13 protein-coding genes are annotated in these 25,290 nt (G+C 29.3%); 12 read left to right on the forward strand and 1 reads right to left on the reverse strand.

Translation table 11 applies throughout. The annotated features are described in order from the left end of the window. The first annotated feature begins 167 nt into the window (after window positions 1–167). The 12 genes from L3B98_RS13910 to L3B98_RS13965 all read left to right on the forward strand — a co-directional run bounded on the left by L3B98_RS13910 (window position 168) and on the right by L3B98_RS13965 (window position 23,589). Entirely contained in the window at window positions 168–1,796 is a 1,629-nt protein-coding gene (locus tag L3B98_RS13910) for an ABC transporter substrate-binding protein (RefSeq protein ID WP_238917152.1), read from the forward strand. 62 nt (window positions 1,797–1,858) lie between these two features. Further along, a complete protein-coding gene (locus tag L3B98_RS13915) occupies window positions 1,859–3,589 on the forward strand; it encodes a histidine kinase (protein WP_238917153.1) in 1,731 nt (576 codons plus the stop codon). Window positions 3,590–3,591: 2 nt separating this feature from the next. After that, window positions 3,592–5,187 carry a response regulator gene (locus L3B98_RS13920; RefSeq protein ID WP_238917154.1) on the forward strand — a complete coding sequence of 532 codons (1,596 nt, stop codon included), beginning with the start codon at window positions 3,592–3,594 and terminating at the stop codon, window positions 5,185–5,187. Window positions 5,188–5,721: 534 nt separating this feature from the next. After that, on the forward strand, window positions 5,722–7,119 hold the full coding sequence (locus L3B98_RS13925; RefSeq protein ID WP_238917155.1) for an MFS transporter: 1,398 nt from the start codon (window positions 5,722–5,724) through the stop codon (window positions 7,117–7,119). A 225-nt stretch (window positions 7,120–7,344) separates the two neighbouring features. Beyond that, window positions 7,345–9,597, forward strand: coding sequence for a glycoside hydrolase family 3 N-terminal domain-containing protein (locus tag L3B98_RS13930; RefSeq protein ID WP_238917156.1), 2,253 nt, complete (start codon window positions 7,345–7,347; stop codon window positions 9,595–9,597). A 168-nt stretch (window positions 9,598–9,765) separates the two neighbouring features. Beyond that, window positions 9,766–11,403, forward strand: a complete 1,638-nt coding sequence (locus tag L3B98_RS13935) for a glycoside hydrolase family 43 protein (RefSeq protein WP_238917157.1) — start codon at window positions 9,766–9,768, stop codon at window positions 11,401–11,403. Window positions 11,404–11,710: 307 nt separating this feature from the next. Continuing rightward, on the forward strand, window positions 11,711–14,389 hold the full coding sequence (locus tag L3B98_RS13940; protein ID WP_238917158.1) for a glycosyl hydrolase: 2,679 nt from the start codon (window positions 11,711–11,713) through the stop codon (window positions 14,387–14,389). Window positions 14,390–14,763: 374 nt separating this feature from the next. After that, window positions 14,764–16,470 (forward strand): hypothetical protein, encoded by a 1,707-nt coding sequence (locus L3B98_RS13945; RefSeq protein ID WP_238917159.1) that lies wholly within the window; start codon window positions 14,764–14,766, stop codon window positions 16,468–16,470. 277 nt (window positions 16,471–16,747) lie between these two features. Continuing rightward, entirely contained in the window at window positions 16,748–18,079 is a 1,332-nt protein-coding gene (locus L3B98_RS13950; protein ID WP_238917160.1) for a methyl-accepting chemotaxis protein, read from the forward strand. A 428-nt stretch (window positions 18,080–18,507) separates the two neighbouring features. Further along, window positions 18,508–19,614, forward strand: coding sequence for a Gfo/Idh/MocA family oxidoreductase (locus L3B98_RS13955; RefSeq protein ID WP_238917161.1), 1,107 nt, complete (start codon window positions 18,508–18,510; stop codon window positions 19,612–19,614). Between the two features lie 165 nt (window positions 19,615–19,779). Further along, window positions 19,780–20,721, forward strand: a complete 942-nt coding sequence (locus L3B98_RS13960) for an ROK family glucokinase (protein ID WP_238917162.1) — start codon at window positions 19,780–19,782, stop codon at window positions 20,719–20,721. Window positions 20,722–21,054: 333 nt separating this feature from the next. After that, window positions 21,055–23,589 carry a helix-turn-helix domain-containing protein gene (locus tag L3B98_RS13965; RefSeq protein ID WP_238917163.1) on the forward strand — a complete coding sequence of 845 codons (2,535 nt, stop codon included), beginning with the start codon at window positions 21,055–21,057 and terminating at the stop codon, window positions 23,587–23,589. A 374-nt stretch (window positions 23,590–23,963) separates the two neighbouring features. Here L3B98_RS13965 and L3B98_RS13970 read toward each other — a convergent pair whose 3' ends face one another. Then, a complete protein-coding gene (locus L3B98_RS13970; protein ID WP_238917164.1) occupies window positions 23,964–24,599 on the reverse strand; it encodes a hypothetical protein in 636 nt (211 codons plus the stop codon). Between the last annotated feature and the right edge of the window lie 691 nt (window positions 24,600–25,290).

Here is a 25,290-nt window from a genome sequence, read left to right on the forward strand (position 1 = left end):
GAACCTTCCAGCGAAAATTTCACTAGTCCTGTGGAAGATAAATGTATCTGATTTTGGTAATTGTTGCATAAGTATAATTCTCGCTTTGGATATCTTTATTATTGAAAAGGTTTTAATAGGTTAAAGTTAATTTATTAGAAACAAATACTTAGGATGAGGAGGATACTATGTATAGAAAAACACCTTTATTTGCATCAGTATTATTGTCATTAATTTTATTTCAATCCTGCAGTAATGTAATAAATGAAAAGACTAATAAAAACAATGAAACCACTACAGAATTGAAGTTGTCGTTTATTACATTTTCATCAATACCTAAAGATTTGGATTTAGTTAATGCTGAAATAAATAAAATAACAAAAGAAAAGATTAATGCTACGATAAAATTAGAGCCTATAATTTCCTCAGAATACTCTCAGCAGATAAATTTAAAACTTAACAGCAATGAAAATTTAGATATTTTTCTAACAGGAACCTTATCGGGATTATTCGATTATCCAATTCTTGCATCAAAGGGAAAGCTTTATCCTTTGGATGATTTAATAAAAAATAAAGGGGAAGGTATTAATTCAGCATTAGGAAACGAATATTTAAATTCAAGTAAAATTCATGGTAAGATCTATGGAATTCCAACAATTAAAGATATGGCTACAGAGCATGGAGTGAAAATAGAAAAAGAGTTATTAGACAAATATAAAATTGATGCTCAAAAAATAAAAAATCTTGAGGATTTAGAAGGAGCTATGAAAATCATACATGATAATGAACCTAATAAATATTTTGGAATAATGGGGGGGACATCAATAGTTGATTCCTTGGGAGTAGCAGCTTTTGGAGATAATTTAGTTGATGGCTATGGTGTGCTTATGAATCCTAATGAATTAAAAGTAGTGGACTATTATGAAACTAAAGAATATGCTGATTTACTTAAAAAAATAAGGAGATGGTATGAGCTTGGCTATATTTATCCTGATATAGTAACAAATAAAGAAAATGATGTATTGCTTATGAGAGAAAATAAGCTTTATGGAGCTACTGCCTATATAAATCCAATAACTAAATACTTACAAAAAAAATCAGTTGGATTTCCAGTTGAAGTTGTCACTATTTATCCAGCAATTAAGAGAACATCGACTATTACGAATTTTATGTGGGCAATTCCTAGTTATTCTAAGAATACAGAAAAAGCTATGGAATTTTTAAATCTAATGTATACAGATAAAGATCTAATTAATTTACTTGATTATGGTATTGAAGGAACACATTACAAAAAAGTGAAAGACTCAGAAGAAATAATAGAGCGTATCTCAGATAATAGTACTGGAGAAAATGGATACAATTTAGATCAAGAATACATGTTTGGCAATGAGTTTTTGTCTCATATATGGGATGGAAATCCTAAAGATATTTGGGGACAAATTGATTTCTTCAATAAAAATGCTGAAAAATCTAAAGCCACTGGTTTTTTATTTGATGCAACACCAGTTATGGTGGAATATACGGAAGTATCTAGAATTGTTTCTGAGTATAAACCTGCTTTAGAAAATGGAGCAGTAGATCCAGATAAAGTATTGCCAGAATTTATAAGTAGGCTCAAAGTAGCAGGAATTGACAAAATAGTTGCGGAGAAACAAAAGCAGCTTGATAGATGGGCAAAAGATACACCTATAAAAAGAGTGGCTATGCCACAATACGGATCTTATATAAAAAGAGTGGCTATGCCACAATACAGAACTTCTCTGCAACCAAGAACTTATTCCCTTTTTGATTCTCACTTTTCCTTCGGAATTTCTTAAAAATTAATTACTAGAAATGTAAAATTTGAATTGCAACATATATATGTAGCAGGTGAAATATTATGGATATAAAAATAAACAAATCAATGCATAATTCTTTGATTTTTAAGCTCATAGCAGGAACGTTAATTTTAACAATTCCAATGGTCTTTTTTCTTATATTTAATAGCTATTATTCAATAAGAACCTTACATAATAAGGTTGCAGAATATAATAGTAATACAGTTAATCTTTATATGAACCAAATTGATTCTGATTTGAAAAGTATTGACAGTTATATTTTTAATGTGATTTCCTTTAATACAGACATATTGAACTTAAATAGTAATGATAAAGATTTAAGTGTATTATCAAAGGTAAAACTTCAAAATGAGCTTACTAATGCAAGAGCTTTATATAAATTAGCTGATGTCTTTTTTGTTTATTCAAGGTTTGGTAATCAGTATTTTGATTCTTACAGCAGCAGAGTAAATTATAAGGAAACTTTAAATATATCAAATTTTATTTCAAAAGTATCAAGAGATAATATAAATTTTAATTCTAAAGGATGGATACCAATATCAATGGATGGTTCAAATTACATTTTTAGGATTATATCAGTAGATAATAATATATATTTAGGTGCATGGATAAAAGTAGAAACCTTAATGAGTCCTCTCTTAAAAATAAATTTACAAAGAGAAGGCAGTATTTTATTTGCTACGTCAGAAGGAAAGCCTATGATAAATCAAGGATTTGTTAATGATAATCATATTAATTTATTAGGGGATTTAACACATTATTATTTTTCTGGAGAAGGAAATAGTCATATGGTTATCGGTAAACCCTCAGAAGTTGGTAAATTTAGTTTAATTGCTGTAACAAATGAAAAAAATATGCTGCAAGGTCTTGATTTAATCCAGACAATAATATTTTTTATAGCAATAATGTCTTTTCTTTTAATACCTAGTACTTTGTATATTTTGCATAGATTGATATTTAAACCTGTTAAAACTTTAAAATATGCAATTAACATGATTGAAAATGGGAATTTAGATTATCGCATAGAAGATAAGTCCTTTTCAAATGAATTTTTAGTAGTGAATAAAGCCTTTAACAATATGGTTTCTCAAATAAAACAATTAAAAATAGAAGTATATGAGGAACAGTTACAAAAGCAGAAATCTGAGCTTGATTACCTTCAAATGCAGATAAGACCACATTTTTATATAAATGCACTTAATAATATATATAGTATGGCTCAAATGAAAGAGTTTCAATTAATTCAAGATATGGTGTTATATTTATCAGATTATTTAAGGTATTTATTTAGAAGTAGTTTTTTATTGGTATCACTTGAAAGTGAGTTAAAGCATGTGAAGAATTTTCTGCAGATAGAAAAGATTCATTCTGGGGAAACGTTAATATGTAATGTGGATGCAGAAGAACATTTAATGGCAGTTCAGATACCTCCATTAGTTTTGCAAACTTTTATTGAAAATATAATTAAACATGCAATGAAATCTTTTGAAGTAATTAATGTAATTATTAAAATATCCTTAATCAAAAAGCATGATGAAGAATATGCACATATAACAATACAAGATAATGGTAAAGGTTTTTCAGATGAAGCAATAAATAAAATAAATAATTCAACTTACAATAATAATACAGGAGAAAAAATTGGTATATGGAATGTTAAGCAAAGACTAAAGCTTATATATGGAGATAGGGCACAAATAATAGCAAGTAATAATGACAATATGGGTGCATGTATTGATATATATATACCAGTAAAAAAAGAGGTGAAATAAATATGAATATAATGGTTGTAGATGATTCAATACAAAACGTAAGAGCCATATCTACTTCAATTGAATGGGAAAAGCTTGGGATAGCAAAAGTACATACTGCCTATAATATTTCTCAAGCTAAAGAAATCATAGAAAATAATGATATACAGATTATAATTTGTGATATTGAAATGCCTCAAGGAAGTGGATTAGACTTAATAGAATGGGTAAAGATAAACTCGCCTCAAACAGAAAATATTTTATTAACCTGTCATGCAGAATTTGAGTATGCAAAGCGAGCAATTGAACTTGGAAGCTTTGATTATTTAGTAAAACCAATTCCTTTTAAAGAATTAGAAAATAAGATCTCACAATTAATAGATAAAATTAAAGCAAGCAGCAAATTAAAAAAGCATAGTGAATATTGGGATAATAATCAAAAGCAAATTGAAGGCTTCTTTTGGTATGAATTAATAGCAGGAAAAATAACAGGAAATTGCGAGGAAATTGAAACCTACGCAAAGAAGAAGAATGTTAGTTTTAATAAAGATTTTAAATATCTTTTGGTTTTACTTACTAAGAAGCGTGTAATTAGCAGGCTAGAGGAATGGAATGAAAATTCCTTATCATTTGCACTAGAGAATATTGCTAAAGAGACAATATTAAATGAGATACCTTCAAGTAGTATGACGGTAGGGGAAGAGGAGATAATAATTATCGTGCCAGAGATAGGTGATAAGGAAACGAGCTTGGAAAACATAGGGAAAAGTTGTGTCAATTATATAATTGATTGTAACAGATATTTAGGTTGCAGCATGACAGGTTATATAGGAAGATATGTAAATGGTGATAATTTAGCAGATGAATTTAGTGAACTTCAAGACTTAGATAAAAATAATGTGTCTTTTGTCAGTAAGATAATTGACTTAAATAGTAGTACATTAAATGATAGCAATGAACAAGAAATTTTATTACCTAATATTAGTGAATGGTCTTTAATGCTTTATAATGGTGACAGTGAAAATGCCGTTAAAGAAGTAAAAAAATATATTGATGAACTTGTAAAAACTGAAAGAATTAATAGAAGGATTTTAAATATTTTTCATCAAGATATTTTACAGATGCTGTATTCTTTCCTAGAGCAAAAAGGAATACAAGCACATCAGCTTTTTGATGATGAAAAATCTGAAAAATTATATATTAATGCAACAAATTCAATAGATTATATGATAAAATGGGTAATTTATGTGTTCAATAAAGCTGTAAGCTATGTTGATGAAGTTACTAAATCACAAACAGTAATTGAAAAGGTAAAAACATATATTAAGGAAAATTATAATAAAGATATTACAAGGGATGATATAGCAAGCTATGTTTTTCTTAATCCAGATTATTTATCAAGAATTTTTAAGAAAGCTACAGGGTTATCCTTAACGGAGTATCTCACAGAACAGAGAATAGAAAAATCAATGCAGCTTCTTTCAACGACTAATATTCAAATTAGCAGCATTTCAGATGAGGTGGGATACAATAATATGAACTATTTTTCTAAAATATTCAAAAAGATTACGGGGACAACTCCAATAGAATATAGAAAAAAGAGTCAAAATAGAATTTAGCTAAGATGGATTCCATGGATTTAAATATGTGGAATCCATTTTTTTATGTTGAGGAAATTATAGAATTCCATAACTCTGAGAAGCTTATAGAATTTAGAAGTGCTAGAGATGAGTGGTATAATGACTTTTGAAATTGACAATGTCACAAAAGTTGCAGTAAAAGTCTGATTAGTTAATGAAAGAAAAGAAAGTATGTATTAAAATAATAACATAAAGTTAAACCTTTACAGAAAAAAGGGTTAATAATTAAGAATACTTAACTGGAGAGGAGAATGGCTTATAAGTTATAGTATTGAAATTTATCCAAAAGAATATAAGGAAAGCTTAGAAATTATAGGATGTTTTATGAAAAAAATAAAAACACACCGATACAGCTTATTTAATGGTAAGTTACCACACCAACATTAAATAAAGCTAATCAGCATGTTAATTGAAATTATAAACATATTATATTATTTTTAAGTGAAATTTACAAGAAGAGTTCTTTTGGAAATTAAAAGAAAAGGATCTATTAATCATTAGGAGGAATTTATAATGCAAAATGTAATCGATAAACAAGATTCAATCGTTAATCAAGATGTAAGTCAAGCAAAGCTTAGTTTTATGACAAAATTTAGTTATGGATTAGGGGAGTTTGCTTGTAGCGTTGTTTGGAGTTTAGTGTCATCATATCTTTTATTCTTTTATACAGATGTATTTGGTTTAGCTGGCGGAATTATAGCAATATTATTACTTGTAGCTAGAGTATGGGATTGTTTTGTAGACCCAATTCTAGGATTGATTATGGAACGTACTAAGAGTAGATTTGGACGTTTTAGACCATATATCTTATTTGGATCAGTATCACTTGGCTTATTTAACATATTAACTTTCTATACACCACAATTTAGTGGTACTGGAAAAGCAATATATGCATGTGTCACTTATTTATTACTTGGTACTTTTCACTCAGTAGTTAATGTTCCATATGGTGCTCTTGCAACAGTAATGACAAGAGATACTGAAGAAAGAACTAGATTAAATGCCTTTAGAGGAGTTTTTGGACAAGTAGCTGGTATTGTTACTGGAGCTACAGTAATGCCTTTAATAACAATTTTAGGTAAAGGAAATAATCAAAATGGATATTTCTATGCTGCAATAGTTTTGACTTTAATTGCAATGCCTATGCTATTATTAACTTTTAAAAATTGTAAAGAAATTGTTGAGCCTATGAAAGAAGAAAGACCAACTATTAAGGAATCTTTATTGGCTTCAGTTAAGAATAAACCATTATTATTAATGTTATTGTGCTTATTAATATCACTAATTGCTGTATTTGGAAGAATAGGACTTGTAGTTTATTATGCAATATATGTTGTAGGACGTCCTGATTTAATAGCAGTAATGTTTACAACATTATCTATTGCTGGTGTTATTGGTGCTTCTTGCCTTCCTTTCATTGCAAAACACTTTGAAAAGAAAACAGTTTTAGGTGGTGGAAATGTTGTATCGGGAATTGGATTTATAGCTCTTTATTTTACACCGGTTTCAAATACTACAGCTATAATAGCTATAACATTTGTTGCATGTTTATCAATGGGCTTCTCATCGATGATATTTAGTATGGTTGGTGACTGCATAGATGATTATCAAGTAAAAACTGGTACAAGAGCTGATGGTGCTATCTATTCATTTACAAGTTTAACAACTAAAGTTGTTAATGCAATTGTTGGATCTGTAAGCGTTGCAGTTTTAGGAGCAATAGGTTATGTTGCTAATCAACCACAAACTCCAGAAGTAGCTAACAGCATAAACATGTTAGTAAATTTAGTACCTGGAATAATATATTTTGTTGCGACAATTCCATTAGTATTCTATACATTATCAAAAGCAAAAGCTAATGAAAATACAAGAATACTTCTTGAAAGACAAGGAAAGAGTATCTCTGAATAATAGGTAATAATTACAAGGGATAATAAGGTATGTTACCTTATTATCTCTTGTTTTTTATGAGGTAGCAGGAGATGGTATTATTGATTTTCGTTGAATATTTCAGTAGATAGAAAAGCATATTACATATGAAATTTTTATAATAGTTGATTAGGATTTTTGCAAAGGATAAATGTTTGTGCGCAATCTTGAAAGTTTAAGTTATTAAAAAATATTTGGAGGTTTAGTATGATTAATAGAGAAAGTAAACAAAAGGAATTTATTAAAGAATATTATGAAAAAAGAATAGATAATCTTATAGGTAAAATGACATTAGAAGAGAAAGTTGGACAGTTAGTGCAGATTTCCCCTTCAATTTTTGGAGCCTTTGGATTAACCTTTGATGAAACAATTGAAAAATTAATTAATGGGGAGATTACTCCGGCTGAGTTTGAAGCACTTGAAAGAAATTATCGTAAAGATGAAATTAGACAAGGTACACTTGGTTGTATGGGTGGAGTACACGGGGCAGAAAAGTCAAATGAACTTCAAAAAATTGCAGTTGAAGAATCAAGACTTGGAATTCCTATACTTTTTGGACTTGATGTAATACATGGATATAGAACAATATTTCCAATACCTCTTGCAGAAGCTTGTAGCTTTGATATCGAAAAAATTAAAGAATCTGCAAGAATAGCTGCTAAAGAAGCTTCAGCAGCAGGACTTCACTGGACTTTTGCACCAATGGTTGATATATCAAGAGATCCACGTTGGGGAAGAGTTGCAGAAGGAGCAGGTGAAGATCCGTACTTAGGAAGTGTTATTGCTAAAGCTAGAGTAGAAGGGTTTCAAGGGGAGAGTTTAGATAATCCAGAAAGTATACTTGCATGTGCTAAGCATTTTGTAGGCTATGGGGCACCAGATGGTGGAAGAGATTATAATACAGTAGATATGTCACTTCAAACTTTGCATGATGTATATCTACCACCATTTAAAGCAGCAGCAGAAGCTGGGGTTGGAACTTTTATGAGTGCCTTTAATGATTTAAATGGAATTCCTTGTACTGCTAATAAATATTTATTAACAGATATTTTACGAGGAGAATTTGGGTTTAATGGCTTTGTTGTAAGTGATGCTAACTCAATTCCAGAAGTTGTTGTTCATGGATGTGCAGAAGATAATAAAGCTGCAAGCAAAAAAGCATTGAATGCTGGATTAGATATGGATATGAGTCAAGGCACTTATAGAAATGAATTGCCTGAACTTGTGAAAGAAGGAGCTATATTAGAAGAAATATTAGATGAAGCTGTAAGAAGAGTACTTAGAGTGAAATTCTTATTAGGATTATTTGATAATCCATATAGAACAGATGCTAAAAAAGAAGAAAAAACACTTCTTTGTAAGGAACATCTGGAGGCTGCAAGAGATATTTCCTGCAGATCTATAGTACTTTTGAAAAATGAAAATAATGTTCTTCCACTTAAGAAGAACTTAAAAAAGATTGCAGTAGTGGGTCCGCTTGCTGAAAATGCTGCAGAAATGCTTGGAACTTGGTCACATACAGGAAATCCATCAGATGTAGTTACTGTTCTTTCAGGAATAAAAGCTGCTGTTAGCAGTGAAACAGAAATTTTATATACTGAAGGTTGCAAGATTACTGGAGAAGAAGGTATGGACTTTGAAGGTGCTGTTAAAGTAGCAAAGGAATCAGATGTAATTATAGCAGTTGTTGGTGAAAATTCAGATATGAGTGGAGAAGCTGCAAGTCGTATTGATATTAACTTACCTGGAAAACAAGAAGAATTATTAAAGGAATTACGTAATACTGGTAAGACATTAATTGTTGTATTGATAAATGGAAGACCATTAACTATACCTTGGGAAGCTGAAAATGTAGATGCATTAGTAGAAGCATGGCAGTTAGGGACTCAAAGCGGTAATGCTATAGCTGATGTTTTATTTGGTGATTATAATCCAAGTGGGAAGTTAGTATCCACATTCCCATATTCAGTAGGACAAGTACCAATTTACTATAATCATCCAATGACAGGCAGACCAGCAGGCAAAATAAAATTCACTTCAAAATATATAGATGGTCCAGTGGAGCCACTATATCCTTTTGGATTTGGACTAAGTTATACAACTTTCAAATATGAAAATCTATCTATAATATCATCAGAAAATAAAATTGGTGAAACTGTAGTTGTTAATGTTGATGTAACTAATACAGGAGAAGTAGCTGGGGAAGAAGTTGTACAACTTTATGTATCAGATGTTGTTGCAAGCAGAGTAAGACCTGTTAAAGAATTAAAAGGTTTTGAAAAAGTATTATTGCAACCTAATGAATGTAAAACTATAAGATTTAAACTTAATACAAAAGATCTTGGATTCCATGATGAAAATATGAATTATATTGTTGAACCAGGCTTGTTTAAAGTATATGTTGGTACAAATTCTAAGGAATGTCTTGAAGGTGAATTTACTATTGTATCACTTGATTAATTTTTAAGTTGGCACATTAAAAGAATAAGTGAAGAATAGGGTTCGTGAAATTATTGATGAATCCCCATAGCATATGAATGTGTAGTTTTGTAATTATATGTATTGCAAACGAGAGTAGTAAAAATTTTATATTTTGTATAAATAGAAAAGAGAAAGGATTAAAACTATATGACAGAAAGAAAAATTAAAAATCCTATTATATCAGGATTTTATCCAGATCCATCAATTTGCAGAGTAGGAGAGGATTATTATTTAATATGTTCCAGTTTTGAAATGTATCCTGGAATTCCGATTTTTCATAGCAAGGATTTAGCAAACTGGGAGCAGATAGGGAATGCTTTGACTAAAGATAATGGCTTTCATGTGGAATTTAATTCAATGGTTGGTGGTGTTATGGCACCTACAATTCGTTATAATAACGGCACATTTTATATAATAAATGCAAACTTTTGTGATAAAGGTAATTTTATTATTACAGCTAAAGATCCAAAGGGCACATGGTCAGAGCCTCATTGGTTAACAGATGTTCCAGGGATTGATGCTTCATTTTTCTTTGATAATGATGGAAAAGCTTACGTTATGGGTACAGGAGATGTATGGGATAATGGTGCTGGTGTAAAGGAAAGAGGAATATGGCTTGCACCATATGATATGGAAAACTTTAAATTAGCAGGAGAGCCAGTAACGATTTTTAATAGTGCACTAAGAGGCGGTTCAGCACCAGAAGCTCCACATATTTATCATATTGGAGATTACTATTATCTAATGATTGCTGAGGGTGGAACTGAGCATTATCATGCAGTAATGGTGGCAAGAAGTAAGGAATTGTTCGGATGGTATGAGGGATGTACTGCAAATCCTGTAATGACCCATAGACATTTTGGATTTAAAGCTCCAATTATCAACGTAGGACATGCAGATTTTGTGGAAACGCAAAATGGAGAATGGTATGCTGTAATGCTTGCTTCTAGACTGATTGATGGTGAATATAAGAATTTAGGAAGAGAAACTTTTATTTGCCCAGTAATGTGGGAAAGAGAATGGCCAATATTCAGTCCAGGAACAGGAAAATTAGAATGGGAATATACAGCAGCTTCATTGCCATGGACAGAATTTGAAAAGAAAGAAAAAGACATGGAAGACTTTGATGAGGAAAGAGACCTTGGAATGACATGGGTATTACTTGGAACTCCATATGAACCATTTTATAAGATATATGACTCGAAATTATCTTTAAAATGCTTGAAAGAAAATATGACACCAGTAATCAAACCACTTTCATTTAATCCTGAAATATGTAAAGACCGAATTATAAGCTTTGTAGGCAAGAGACAAATTCATATTGATTTTTCATTGTTTACTAAGATGAGTTTTAATCCTCAAGAAGGAGAGTCAGCAGGTTTGGCTATAATGCAGGCTATGCATCATCATTTACGTGTAGAACGTACTTGTGAAAATGGGAAGCAACTTTTGAAATTGATAATTTCTACAACAGACTATGATAGACCACCGTATTTCCCAGGCTTTTCATATGAGCATAAGGAAGAAATAATTGCATGTGTACCATGTGATGATAATGAACTTATTTTAGGGTTTAATGCAAAGCATGAAAGTTATGACTTTGTATACGGAACAGATTTAGAAAACATGAAATGTCTTGCAGAAAATGTGGACTGTGGAAGAATCAATCCAGAATATGTTGGCTGTATGGCAGGTACCATAATTGGCATGTTTGCAACTGCCAATGGTAAAGAAAGTGATAATGTTGCAGAATTTGACTGGTTTCAAATGAAAGGGGCCAAATAAGATTAATCATAAATAAAGTATAAAATAGCAAATTGAAATAACTAATCAATATAGCGAAAAGTATCTATTAGTAAAGTGTATCTTAAAATTTTTACTATTAATTTTGAGATACACTATTTTTGTTTAATAGTCGTAAAAGTTATGATTAATGTCTGATTTATTAATGAAAACGATGTTGCGAAGTATTACAATTAAATTGAAAAATTAAATATTAAGTTTATTTATATAGATATTGTTTTATAGCTATGATTATGAATTAAACCTTAATGAGGATTTTGCATTTAACTATGAATTATGGAGGTCGATTATGAAAAAGACAATTGAAGAATTAAAAAACGGTAAAGGTGATAATTATATTCTACCTTTTTTATGGATGCGTGGAGAAGAAGAACATGTGATCCGTGAAGAAATGGAGAAGATATATGAAAGTGGTATTGGAGCAGTATGTGTTGAAGCTAGACCACATCCAGATTTTGCAGGACCTAAATGGTGGCATGATTTAGATATAGTTATGGAAGAAGCAAAAAAAAGAAATATGAGGGTTTGGGTTTTAGATGATGCACATTTTCCAACAGGCTATGCTAATGGATTAATTGAGAAAAAATATCCTGAAAGAAGAAAAACTTATATTAATTATAATGTAGTGGATGTAATCGGTGCTCAAGATGAAATAAGTTTTCATTTTACACCAATGCTTAAACCAAGAACTTCATTTTTAGATTTTGGAAAACAAAAAGATGTTGAAGAGCAAAAAAAGAATAAATTAGTTAGTGTAGTTGCAGCTAGATTAATCAAAGATGGAATGATTCATGAGGAATTAGTTGATTTAACAAATAATGTAGTTGGGAATTTTTTAACATGTAAATTACCAGCAGGTGCTTGGAGAATTTATGTTGTTTATGAAACAAAAACTGATGGTGGGGACAATAGATATATCAATATGGTTGATAAAGAATCTGTAAGTACTCAATTAGAGGCTGTATATGAGCCACATTTTGAACATTATAAAGAAGACTTTGGAAAAACTTTTGCAGGGTTCTTTTCAGATGAACCAGCCTTTGGTAATGTAGTTGGATTTGATTTTGATGAATCAATTGGAAGACGAGACATGCCTCTTCCATGGAGTGAAGAAGTTAAAGTTATGCTTAAAGAAGCCTTAGGCAGTGAGTGGAATTTATACTTACCATACTTATGGATTGGTACAATTGAAATGAATGATTGTGTTAATACAAGATATACATATATGGATATTATTACACGTTTATATGAAAGGAATTTTAGCAGTCAATTAGGTAAATGGTGTGAAAAGCATGGGGTAGAATATATAGGACATGTTGTTGAAGATAGTAATCAGCATAGTAAACTTGGAAGTGGAGCTGGACATTTCTTTAGAGCAATTGAAGGGCAGCATATGGCAGGAATTGATGTTATTGGAGGTCAAATCATACCAGGTGGAGCAGGACTTGAAAGAATTTCACTAACAAAAGGTGATGGTGAATTCTATCATTATGCTTTAGGAAAATTAGGAGCTTCTAGTGGACATCTTGATCCAAAGAAAAAGGGAAGAACTATGTGTGAACTTTTTGGCGCATATGGCTGGAAGCTTGGTGTTAGGGATATGAGATATATTACAGATCATCTACTTGTTAGAGGTATAAATTATCTTGTTCCACATGCATTTTCAATGGCTGAATATCCAGATCATGATTGTCCACCACATTTTTATGCTAGAGGAAATAACCCACAGTTTAGGCACTTTGGTAATTTAATGAAGTATGCTAATCGTATGTGTCATATATTAAATGAAGGAAAACATGTAGCACAAACTGCTATTTTATATCATGGTGAAAACGAATGGGCTGGGGATTTTATGAAGATGCAAAAACCAGCAAGAGAATTAACTGAAAATCAAATTGAATTTGATTTCGTTTCTATGGATATGCTTAATAATCTTGAAGATTATAATGGAAAAATAGAAAATGGTATATTAAATATTAATGGTGTTGAATTTAAGTGTTTAGTAATTCCTTATACTAAATATATAACTAAAGAATTAGCTAACTTTATTAAAAATGCTAAAGGAGTAGAAATTATATTTGTAGATGCTATGCCACAAGGAATTACAAATGAAACTAGTGAAACAGAAGAAGTGGAATTAATGAAAAGTTGTGAAAGCTGTACTGTAGTAAAATTAGAGGAACTTGCAGGAGTATTACAACAAAAAGGCTTTAAGGAAGTTAAGTTAAAGAATAAATTTTCTGATTTAACATATTATCATTATTTTAAAGATGGAAACATATATATGTTCCAAAATGAATCAGCTCATGAAACTTTTAAAGAAGAAATTGAGTTAACTCTTGGACAAAATGCAGTTATATATAATGGATTAGAAAATGAATTTAAAAAATTAACTATCAGTACTGAAAATAGAAAGAGCAGTATTTTCATAGAATTAAAACCTTGTGAATCTTGTATAATACTAGAAAATACAGATGGATATAATGAAATTACTGAGGAATACTTACCTGTGTCAGATAAACTAAGCAATTGTAAGAACAGTATTGATTTATCAAGAGATTGGAACTATTCAATGGTTAAAAATAAAGAATATCATAATTTCGGTGAAATGAATAAAATGGATAAGTTAGCTCCGATTTCTAATGAAGATCCACTATTTGCAGGATTAATAAGATATGAAAAAACTATAGAAATTGACGAAGTAAAAACAGATGCATATTTAAGCTTTGAATATGTATATGAAGCAATGGAGTTATGGATTAATGAGAAATATGTAGGAATGAAGATTTGTCCACCTTATATTTATAATATAGGTAAATATTTAGAGAAAGGCAAAAATACAATTCGCACTGAAGTTGCAACGACTTTAGATAGAGATCGTTTCACGATGCCAGAACCACCATTTATTTTATGGCATGATTCAATTGACCCAACAGGAATGTATGGAGAAATAAAGTTAAAAATGTAATATAGATCAATTGAAGTTTTTGATATAACCTCTTTAAGCGTTTGTTTATAAGAGGTTATATTTCTTTTCACTATAAGGAACTTAAAATAAATTTAGAATTATAGATAACCTTTGAAGTAGCAGAAACACACAGTCTGTGAAGCAGATTTACTATATAATAGTTGAAATTAGTAAAATTAATATTTATAAAGTCGTAAAAGTTGCAAGAAAAGTAAGATAAATCAATGCTTAATAAAGTCTTTCAAATTATAATAAATGGTATAGATTTCTTATGAGTTAAAGAAGTTACACTTATTGTAAACGTATAGAAAATATTATTTGTAAGAAAGTTTATGAAAAAGAAAAAAATGATAAAAAGTAGGGGGAAAGACAATATGTTAAAAAGAATTACAAAGGTTACTAGTCTTTTAGTGACGGCAGCTGCAGTTATATCAATGGTTCCAGTTTATGCAGCAGATGTGAAAAAATATGATACTGAAGAAGGAACTATTTATGGTGCTAAGTCTTTGGGGAGAGGTAGCTATATAATTGATGGAGAAATAAACGGTAAAGATGACGCTGTTTATTACTTGGCAGATGGAAAGTATACACAATTAGAGGATGCTGGTGCAGGCGATGAAATAGGAGATATTTATAAAGATAAATATTTAGATTTTAATAATGGGGATTATTATATAGATATAACAACAGGTAAGAAGATAGATGATAAGGTATTAGATGACATAAATAGTGATGTAGCTGATGCCTTGAGAAAGAAAATTAAGAAAGATAATGATGGGAGATTTCTAGAAAGTAGCTATGAAGGAAATCATATACAACCAGATAAGATAAAAGGAAATGATAAGACTGATATATGGGGAGCTACAGGTAAATGGAGAGAATTCCAATATGATTTAAACACAAAAAATCAGTTTCAAGGTAAACTAAAAGATATAATTTACACAGATGAAAGCGGAAACTATGTAGATGCTGATTATAATGTGGGGAATGTTGGAGTATATTTCACAACTGCTGCTGGTGTTACAATTAAAAATACTAAAGATACTTATGATGTTACAGTTGGAGGCGTTGACTATACATTAAAAGCTCAAATTATTAATGATGCAACAAGAGATGAAGATGCTGATTACATAACTAGAAGTGCAAAATTAACAATATGGAAAAAGTTAAAAACTGATCCAGATGTAGATGCTTCGTATACTAATGTGACAGATCAAGTGTTCTTTGGATCAAAAGCAAAGCATTATAAAGCTCCAGTTATTAATTCTAGTGATAATAGTGTAACAGTTTTACAAAGAATTTCAAAAGCTCAAGCATCAGGGGATGTAGATGGTATTAAATATGCTAAGAATGTTGGAACTTATTTTGTGACAGATGATAAAGGAAATCAAGCACATATATTTGGTTTATTTGATTTTAGTAAATTACCTTCACCTGGAAATATTCCTTTTGGATTAATAACAGGAAGCCCTGATGGTATTGCAAGTCATTGTTTTGATCCTGTTGAGAAAAAATATTATGCTCAAACTATAAACTTTAAAGCAGAAAATGGGTATTACTATACAGATGTAAGTGATTATGATGATACTAGTGCTGATGCTTGGGGAATAGGTGGAGGAAATCTTTATTCTGTAGGAAGTGGATATGTTAAAAAGTGGAATAACAAAGATAGTAAATTTGATAAGCTATATAAAGTGGATGGATCATTTGATAAATTCAATGTTGCTTATGATGCTAGTGTAGTTGCTTGGAATGAAAATGATAAAGTTTATTCATTAATATTTAACAAACCTTCAGAAAATACTGATACAACAAAAACAACAACTCCAGCAGTAGTAGCTACTGGATGGGTAAAGGCGGCAGATGGAACTTGGAATTATGTTAAAACTGATGGAACTAAAGCTACAGGCTGGTTACAAGATGGCGCTACTTGGTATTACTTAAATACAGCAGGGGTAATGCAAACTGGCTGGATTAATGATAATGGTATTTGGTATTACTGTAATGCCTCAGGAGCAATGCTTGCTAATACAACTATAGATGGTTATGTACTAGGAGCTAATGGAGCTTGGATTGTATAGCTATTTCAAATTTTTAGGTTACAAATAACTAGCGGAGTTATTATACTTAATGAGAAAATGTCCTTTAGAGAAATTATAGGTTGTGTATTTATGCTTATAGCTGTAGTGATTGCTCAAGCACCAGATCGTAATAAAAAATTGATAAATAAATATGATTCTATATAGATGCACAGTCCATTTTACGCATTGACAATAGTGCCTTAAATAAAATACACTGATATTATAATATTAATTGGTATTATAATATTATTGTATTACTATATGAGGAGGAAAAAATATGAGCGTAAAAGGGAAAATAGTAAATTCAACATTGGAATCTATTAAATTTAAATTGATAATTGCTATTGTAATTGTTCAATTCTTTAGCTCTTACATAGGACAAGCTGTAAATTTTCTTATAGCAAGAGGAAAGGAAGCATTGCAAGGAGTTGGAGTCCCTACTTTCTTTTTAGATGGAGATATTGGTATTTTTGTGTCTGCAACTATAAGCATAATAATATCAGTATTTATAATAGTATATATTTATGATAATTTAGTTTTAAAGAGGCTTAAAAAAGTATTGGATTTTACTAAAAAACTAGGAAATGGGGATTTATCTGAGGAACTTAATTTTAAAGGAAATGATGATATAAGCAAATTGGGTGATAGTTTAAATAAAGCTAGTTCAAATATGAAAGTATTGTTATCAGATATAATTGATATTTCTAAAAATATTAATACTTCAAGTAATGATTTATTAAAATCAACAAAAAGCTCATATTCAAATATAAATGCTATTAATTCAACATCATCTGTGTTATCAACTGATGCTTCGACTTTAATAGCTACAACTGAAAAAGCAAATATGTCTATTGAAGAAATTATAAAAACAAATGATTTACTTTTATCTAAAGTAAAAGCAGGATTAATTTCATCAGAAGAGATGGAATTAAGGGCTTCACAAATGAAGCAAAAAGTTTCTAACTCTCTTGAAAAAGCAAATTTGACTTATAGTGAAAAACAAGAAAAAATTCTTAAAGCAATTGAAGCTGGTAAAATAGTAGAAGAAATTAGACTTATGTCAGATACTATAAAAGGCATAGCGGAACAAACAAATCTTCTTGCTTTAAATGCATCTATTGAAGCGTCAAGGGCAGGTGAACAAGGTAAAGGTTTCGCAGTTGTAGCAGAAGAAGTAAGAACTTTAGCAGAGCAATCTTCAGAAGCTATTTCAAATGTAGAAAATTTGGTTTCTCAAGTAAGAGCAGTTTTTGATAACCTTTCAGTGAGTTCACAAGATATTCTTGCTTATATAGATAATAATGTTAAGGCTGACTATGAGTTGTTGCTAGAAACAGGAGATCAATATCAAAATGATGCGAAGCTTATAAACAGCATATCAACAGAAGTAACCTCTTCTGCTAAACTTATGAATACATCAATTGAAGAAATTAGTAAAGTAATAGATAAGGTTGTTGAGATATCTGGGAAAACTTCTGATTCTACAGGTGAAATTAATTCTAGTTTATCAGAAATAAGTAATATAATGAATGAAGCTAAGGATTCCATGGAAAATCAAGTTAGCTTAGCAAATAGGTTAGAAACCTCTGTTGAAAAATTCACTTTGTAATTTTGTATTTTATCAAATGAATATTAAATAAAGTTAATAATATATAAAAATGAAGAAGCTATAGATTATCTTATTTTTAATAAGTGCTATAGCTTCTTTATTAATTTTGAACGAGATTATGGGTATATAATAGGTTATGTAAATATAAAATATTTAACTAGAAATAATAAATATTAATATTTTAAATCGATTTGTTAATATTTTTTTTGTTGATTAAAAAAATATATTATTTTAACAATATTATTAACAAAAGTGAACAATTAAAAGAATGCGTTTACAGAGTCTAAAAAGGTACAATAAATATGTAATAAAGAATAAATTATAAATATTAAAAGATTAATTATTCCATGATAATAATTAAATCAAAAATAAATTAATTTAACTAAAAACTGAAATTATTATAAATTTAAAAAGAGAGGTAGATAGAAATGAAAAAATTAAAAATTGGTTTTATTGGCTGTGGTGGAATTGCAAATGGAAAGCATTTTCCAGCATTATCAAAGTTAACAGATAAGGTAGAATTAGTTGCTTTTTGTGATATTATTGAAGAAAGAGCAGCAGAAGCTGCAAAGAAATATGGTACAGCTGATGCTAAAGTTTATACTGATTATAAAGAGTTAATAAAAGATGAAAGTATTGATGTCATTCATGTATTAACTCCAAATGTATCACACTCAGAAATTACAGTTGCTTCTTTAGAAGCTGGAAAACATGTTATGTGTGAAAAACCAATGGCAATTAACAGTGCTGAAGCACAATTGATGTTAGATGCTGCTAAGAGAACAGGAAAGAAATTAACTATTGGATATCAAAATCGTTTCCGTTCTGATTCACTTGAAACAAAGGAAGCTTGTGCAAATGGTGAATTAGGTGACATATACATGGCAAAAGCTCATGCTATAAGACGTAGAGGAGTTCCTACATGGGGAGTATTCCCAGATAAATCTAAGCAAGGTGGAGGTCCATTAATAGATATCGGAACTCATGCTTTAGACTTAACATTATGGTTCATGGATAATTACAAACCAAAAACTGTATTTGGATCAGTTTATCAAAAATTAGGAACATTAGAACATGGACCAGAAGGAAACATGTTTGGACCATGGGATCCAAAAACTTATGAAGTAGAAGATTCAGCTTTTGGATTTATTAAAATGGAAAATGGTGCAACTATATACTTAGAAGCTGCTTGGGCATTAAACATGATTAACCCAAAAGAAGCACAAGTAACATTATGTGGAACAGATGCCGGAGCTGAAATGTTTGGTTTAGCCTTTGCTGATCAAGGATATACTATATTTAATAAAGCTGCACATGGTAAATTAGTACAAACTCAACCTTCAGATGCAGGCGGAGTATTTGGATTTGAAGGAGCAGGGCAATTAGAACAACGTGATGCAGAAGCTATTCAATGGATAGATGCTATCTTAAATGATACAGAACCATTAGTTAAACCTGAACAAGCATTTGTAGTAACACAAATATTAGAAGCAATTTATAAATCAGCTGAAACTGGTAAACCAGTAGAACTATAAAATTTAACTATTAGCCCACAAAAATTTAAATTAAATTTATAACATAAGGAAAGGGAACTGATAAGATATCTTAATAAATCAGTTCCCTTTGTCAATAAATAAGATCAAATTTGAGCTTTTAAATTAATAATTATTATAAATGGATACATGTGAGGAGAAAATAAAGTGAGAAATTATGGATTTGGAATAGATATAGGTGGAACAACAATAAAAATGGGACTATTTAAAGTGGATGGATCCTTGATAGAAAAGTGGGAAGTGGATACAAGAAGAGAGGAAAATGGCAAGTATATTTTAATTGATATTGCTAAAGAAATAAATGATAAGTTAGAGGAAAAAGGAATACAAAAAAATGATGTGGTTGGGGTTGGACTTGGAGTTCCTGGACCAGTAGGCAGTGATGGAACTGTTTTAAAATGTGTTAATTTAGGATGGGGAATATTTAATGTTGAAGAAACTTTAAGTGAACTTATCGATCTTCCAGTAAAAGCTGGTAATGATGCTAATGTGGCTGCATTAGGTGAAATGTGGCAAGGCGGGGGAAAAGGTTATAAAAATGTAGTAATGGTGACACTTGGAACAGGTGTTGGTGGTGGAATTATTATTGATGGAAATATTATTTCAGGAACAAATGGTGCTGGTGGAGAAATAGGACATATTAAAGTGGTTAAAAACGAAACTGAAACCTGTGGATGCGGAAAAAAAGGATGTCTTGAACAATATGCTTCAGCTACAGGAATTGTAAAAGAAGCAAAAAAACTTTTAAATAGTAAAGAAAGACCTTCGTTACTAAGAAATTATAGTGAAATCACAGCAAAATTAATATTTGATGCAGCAAAAGAAGGAGATGAATTAGCTAACATATTAGTTGAAGATTTGGGTGAAAAATTAGGTGGAACACTAGCTAATGTTTCATGTGTATGTGATCCAGAAGTTTTTGTAATTGGAGGAGGAGTATCAAAGGCAGGAATGATTCTTATAAATGTTATAAGAAAGCACTTTATTGAAAAAGCTTTCCATGCATGTGAAGGTACAAAATTTGAACTTGCAAAGCTTGGAAATGATGCTGGGATTTATGGTGGAGTAAAATTAGTATTAGATATATAAAAATTAGAAAACCACTATAAGTAATTAATAAATTGCTAATAGTGGTTTTATTATAGTTTATTATATTATTTTTATGAGAAAATTATAGCAATGTTTATTATGCTTACAATTGCACCATTTTAGGATAGAACTGATGGAAATAGCTATAATATTAATAAATTTAATATGAGTTTGGATACATATTTTATACATAACTATCTAAACGATGAAATTAGAATGCTGCTTGGTGATGTAGTTAATCAAAAAAGATGCAAGGAAGAAAGATGGAAATTAATATTTTGATTAGAAAGCATGGAGAAGGTGTAGTAACAGAGTTAAAAAGGAGCGTTTAATGTGGGGAATGCAAGTAAAAATGTTAATGAAAATAGTATACCAATAGTAATTACATTAAATAAAGTTAAAAGAATTTTTTCAAATGTTCAAAAGAATATGGAATTTTTATTTGTTCTTAAAGGCGAGCTGAAGGCTATTATAAATAATAAAAACTATAAATTATCAGAATCTGATGTGTTGTTAATTAATAATGGGGATATATATGAGATTTATGGTGAAGAGGAAAATATTGTTTTATCAATGCAAATTGACAATGATTTCGCCAATAATGTTATGAGAGGTGAGCAAAGTCTATTTTTATGCAATTCTTCTATTGATGCAAATGAAAATTACAATAATATTAGAAAAATATTATCCAAGATAATGTACGAATATTCTATTAAGAAGAACAGGTATGACTTTAAAGTGATGTCTTTATTATATGATTTAATTTATTTATTAGATATGAATTTTACGATTGTAGAAGAGTATAAAATGCAAACTTTAGAAATTAAAAATAGTAAGCATATTGAACGAATAAATAGTATATTAACTTATATTAAACAAAATTATTATAAACAAATTTCCTTGCAGGATGTAGCTGATGCTCAATATTTAACTCCTGAATATTTATCTAAGTTTTTTAAAAGTCATATGAATATGACTTTATTAAAATATTTAAATGAATATAGATTGTCTCAAGCAGTAAAGGAACTTATTCGAACAGATAATTCAGTAACTGTAGTTGCAATGAATAATGGATTCCCTAATTTGGCCGCATTTAATAAAATATTTAAGGAAGTATATGATACTACTCCAGCTGAATATCGTACTCAAATTAGAAAAAAACAAGAAATAAGTAACAAAGATGAAAAAATAGAATTAGAAATAACTAAAGTTGATTATAATCAAGCGTTAGAAAAGTTGACTCAATATGTAGCTTATGAAGTGGAAAACTATAATAAATTTCCACAAGATGATTTAGTGAAAAGTGTTACAGTAAATGCTGATGTAGACAAGATAAAACAAGTTACACATTCATGGAGAAACTTAATTAATCTTGGCTATGCTCAAGATGGTCTTAGATCAGATCTTCAGCAGCAGTTAATGCATATACAAAATAAAATAAAATTTAAGTATGCCAGATTCCAAGGCATTTTCAGTGATGAAATGCTTAGTTATGGAGAAGAGACTTTGGAGGAAGTAAATTATAACTTTACAAAAATAGATAAGTTGATTGATTTCTTGTATAGCATAAATTTAAAACCGTTTATTGAGTTGGGAAATAAGGCTAAAGTTCTAAGTATTACTTCGAATAAAGCTATGTATTTTAGAAATTCTTCAAAACAAGAAAAACATTTCAAGAAATCTTTAGAGTTGTTAGAAAAATTTATTGTACATTGTATTAATAGATATGGAATAACTGAGGTATCACAATGGTATTTTGAATTTTGGAAAGAAGGAGAAATTGATTATGTTTTCTGGAATGGAAATTTTCATAAGTATATAGAAGAATTTAAGTGTTATCATGATACAATTAAAAAAATAGTACCAGAGGCTAAAGTAGGAGGACCAGGTTTTAATACAGAGGTAAATAAAAAATGGTTTGGCGAGTTTTTAAATCAGTTAAAAAGAACAAATACTAGACTGGACTTTTTATCAGTATCATTATATCCATATGAACTTGTAGAAGATAATAAAATTGAAGAAATTGAGAAGATAAATAATAGGATAAGTGAAGAACATGAATATAAAACTCGATTATTTCCTTCAAAAGATCGAAATTATTCAAAAGTACAGCTTACAAAAATTGGAAAAATGATTAAAGATGCAGGAATTGAAATCCAAGAAATTCATGTTACTGAATATAATTCTAGTATATCTCATCGCCATCCAGCTAATGACACAATATTTAAAGCCGCTTATATTACTAAAAATATAATAGATACTTTAGATGAAACAGATAGTTTTGGATATTGGTTTTGCTCTGATATATCTGGAGAATTAAATGATTCAAAAAATCTATTATATGGAGATATGGGAATAATAAGTGCTAATGGAATAAGTAAACCAGGTTTTTATGCTTATGAAATGTTGGCGAAACTAGGAAATAGTTTGATAAAAAAGGGTGATGGATATGTTATAACAAAAGAATCTTCTTATAGTTATCAAATTATTACTTATAATTATAAACATTTTAGTTATTTTTATTGTTTAAGTGAGGAAGCATTAGTAAATTTAGATCAATATTATAATATTTTTGAGAATGAACAAAAATTAAATATAAATATAACTTTAAGCGGAGTAAAAAAAGGAAGATATCGTATAAAGAAATATATTTTAAATAGAGAGCATGGGAGTATTTTTGATGAATGGCTAAATATGAATTCTGTTTACAATATTAAAAAAGATGAAATTGATTACTTAAAACAAATTTGTGTGCCTAAACAGAAAGTTTTCTATGTGGAAAGTATAGAAGAATTAATAGTGGAAAGCTGTCTTTCACCACATGAAGTTAATTTGTATGATATTACATTTGAATATAGCAAATCGTAGTGGATAATTAGTTCAGCAGAAATACACAAAGTGAAAACAATTGCCCTGTGAAATAACAACGCATTAAGTACGGTCACAAAGAATTACTGTAAATGATGTTGAATATAATAAGATATCTTTGGTTTAAGAATTTAAGATTTAAATAATAAAAAATAGGTGTTTTGATTAGCAAACGCCATTATTGTTTCTTTACAAAATTTTTAAATGTCATCAACAGATTTTAACATTTTAATTATGAAGTATTCTAACATGTATAATAATAACTCAATAAGGTCAAATAATATAAAATAAAAAATAATAAGAAATAAGATATTAACTTTTATTTTATATGTGAAAATGTTTAAAATAATTGTTGTTAACATAAGGCATATGAATTATAGCACTACGCCAATTGGGTTTATATTGGATATTCCTATATCATGTGTCTTAATAAATCTGTTTTTTAGAGATAATTTTTTGAATATTTCCATATAATTTATTTCTTTTTTTGTAAGAAATAATATAAAAAGTGAAAGGTATTTTTCTAAATATTTTGAAGCAACACCATGATATCTTTTTAACCATTTCTCTAAAATAATTTGGAATGACCATATTATTTTATCATTCTGAACTTCTTTTGTACGCTTTTTATTATGTGCTTTTGCTACTAAAGAAATATATCGATCACCATATGGCACTATATAAGCTTTCTCATCAATTAAATAATAAATTTTTTTATTAAAGCTAGGTAAATGCCAATGGCATCTTGAAATTGGTTTAGCTATAATAGAATTTTCACCGCTTTTTGCAGCTACGACCCATATATTGTGGCGCACATTTATAGTAATATTTTTGCTTCCTTTAAAATTCTCGGGAATTAATTTCTTAGCAATATGTACATCTCCACTTAAATTTGATGGAACGCTCTCATTGTTAAGTCCCTGCAATACTTTATGTCTCCAATAAAAAGCTGTAACTAAGCTTATTTCTAATTTTTCTGCGCAAAATCTTAAAGATTTTCTTTCAAGCACGTATTCAGTAAATCTGATCCATTTGCTAGAGTCCTTTTTTGAATAACTCCATAAGGACTTTGTTACATTAGAAAAGGTTTTGCCGCATTCTTTACAATTATATCTTTGAATTCCTTTAAATGATCCATATTTGATGTAGTGTTTTCACTCACAAGTAGGACATTTTTCAACAATTCTATTTAAATAGATATCATTTTTTATCAATGCAGTAATATGAGAATTTAATAAATTAAAATTGGTATCAGTTTTTATCAAGAAAATTACCTCAATTCATTGTTAAAATATAAATTAAATATTCAAATCCTCTTAATAATTGCCTAAATATTAAGTTTCTAAACATTACCAACATTTATTTTAAACAGATATATATGTGATATTTTATTCTATATGCCTTAGGAATTAAGCAAATTACTATTTGTTAAAATATTTGCTAAATAGCTAATTTTTAAATTTTAAATTCTTTAAATGCGGCTGGATAATTTATAAGAACTTTAGTTAACTATTAATAAAAGTGATTAGGATTTCACATTGAAATCTTAATATTATTTAAATTTGTATGATAGAAGATGAAAAATAATCGGGTTTGCTAATAGAAGTGAATAAATAATAGAATGCGTTTACAATGTTGAAAAGAGTAGAATAAGGGTGTGCTAAAAATTATAAATTATAACAAAAGTCAATTATATTTAAC

This window comes from Clostridium sp. YIM B02555 (genome assembly GCF_022320955.1).
GTDB lineage: Bacteria > Bacillota > Clostridia > Clostridiales > Clostridiaceae > Clostridium > Clostridium saccharoperbutylacetonicum.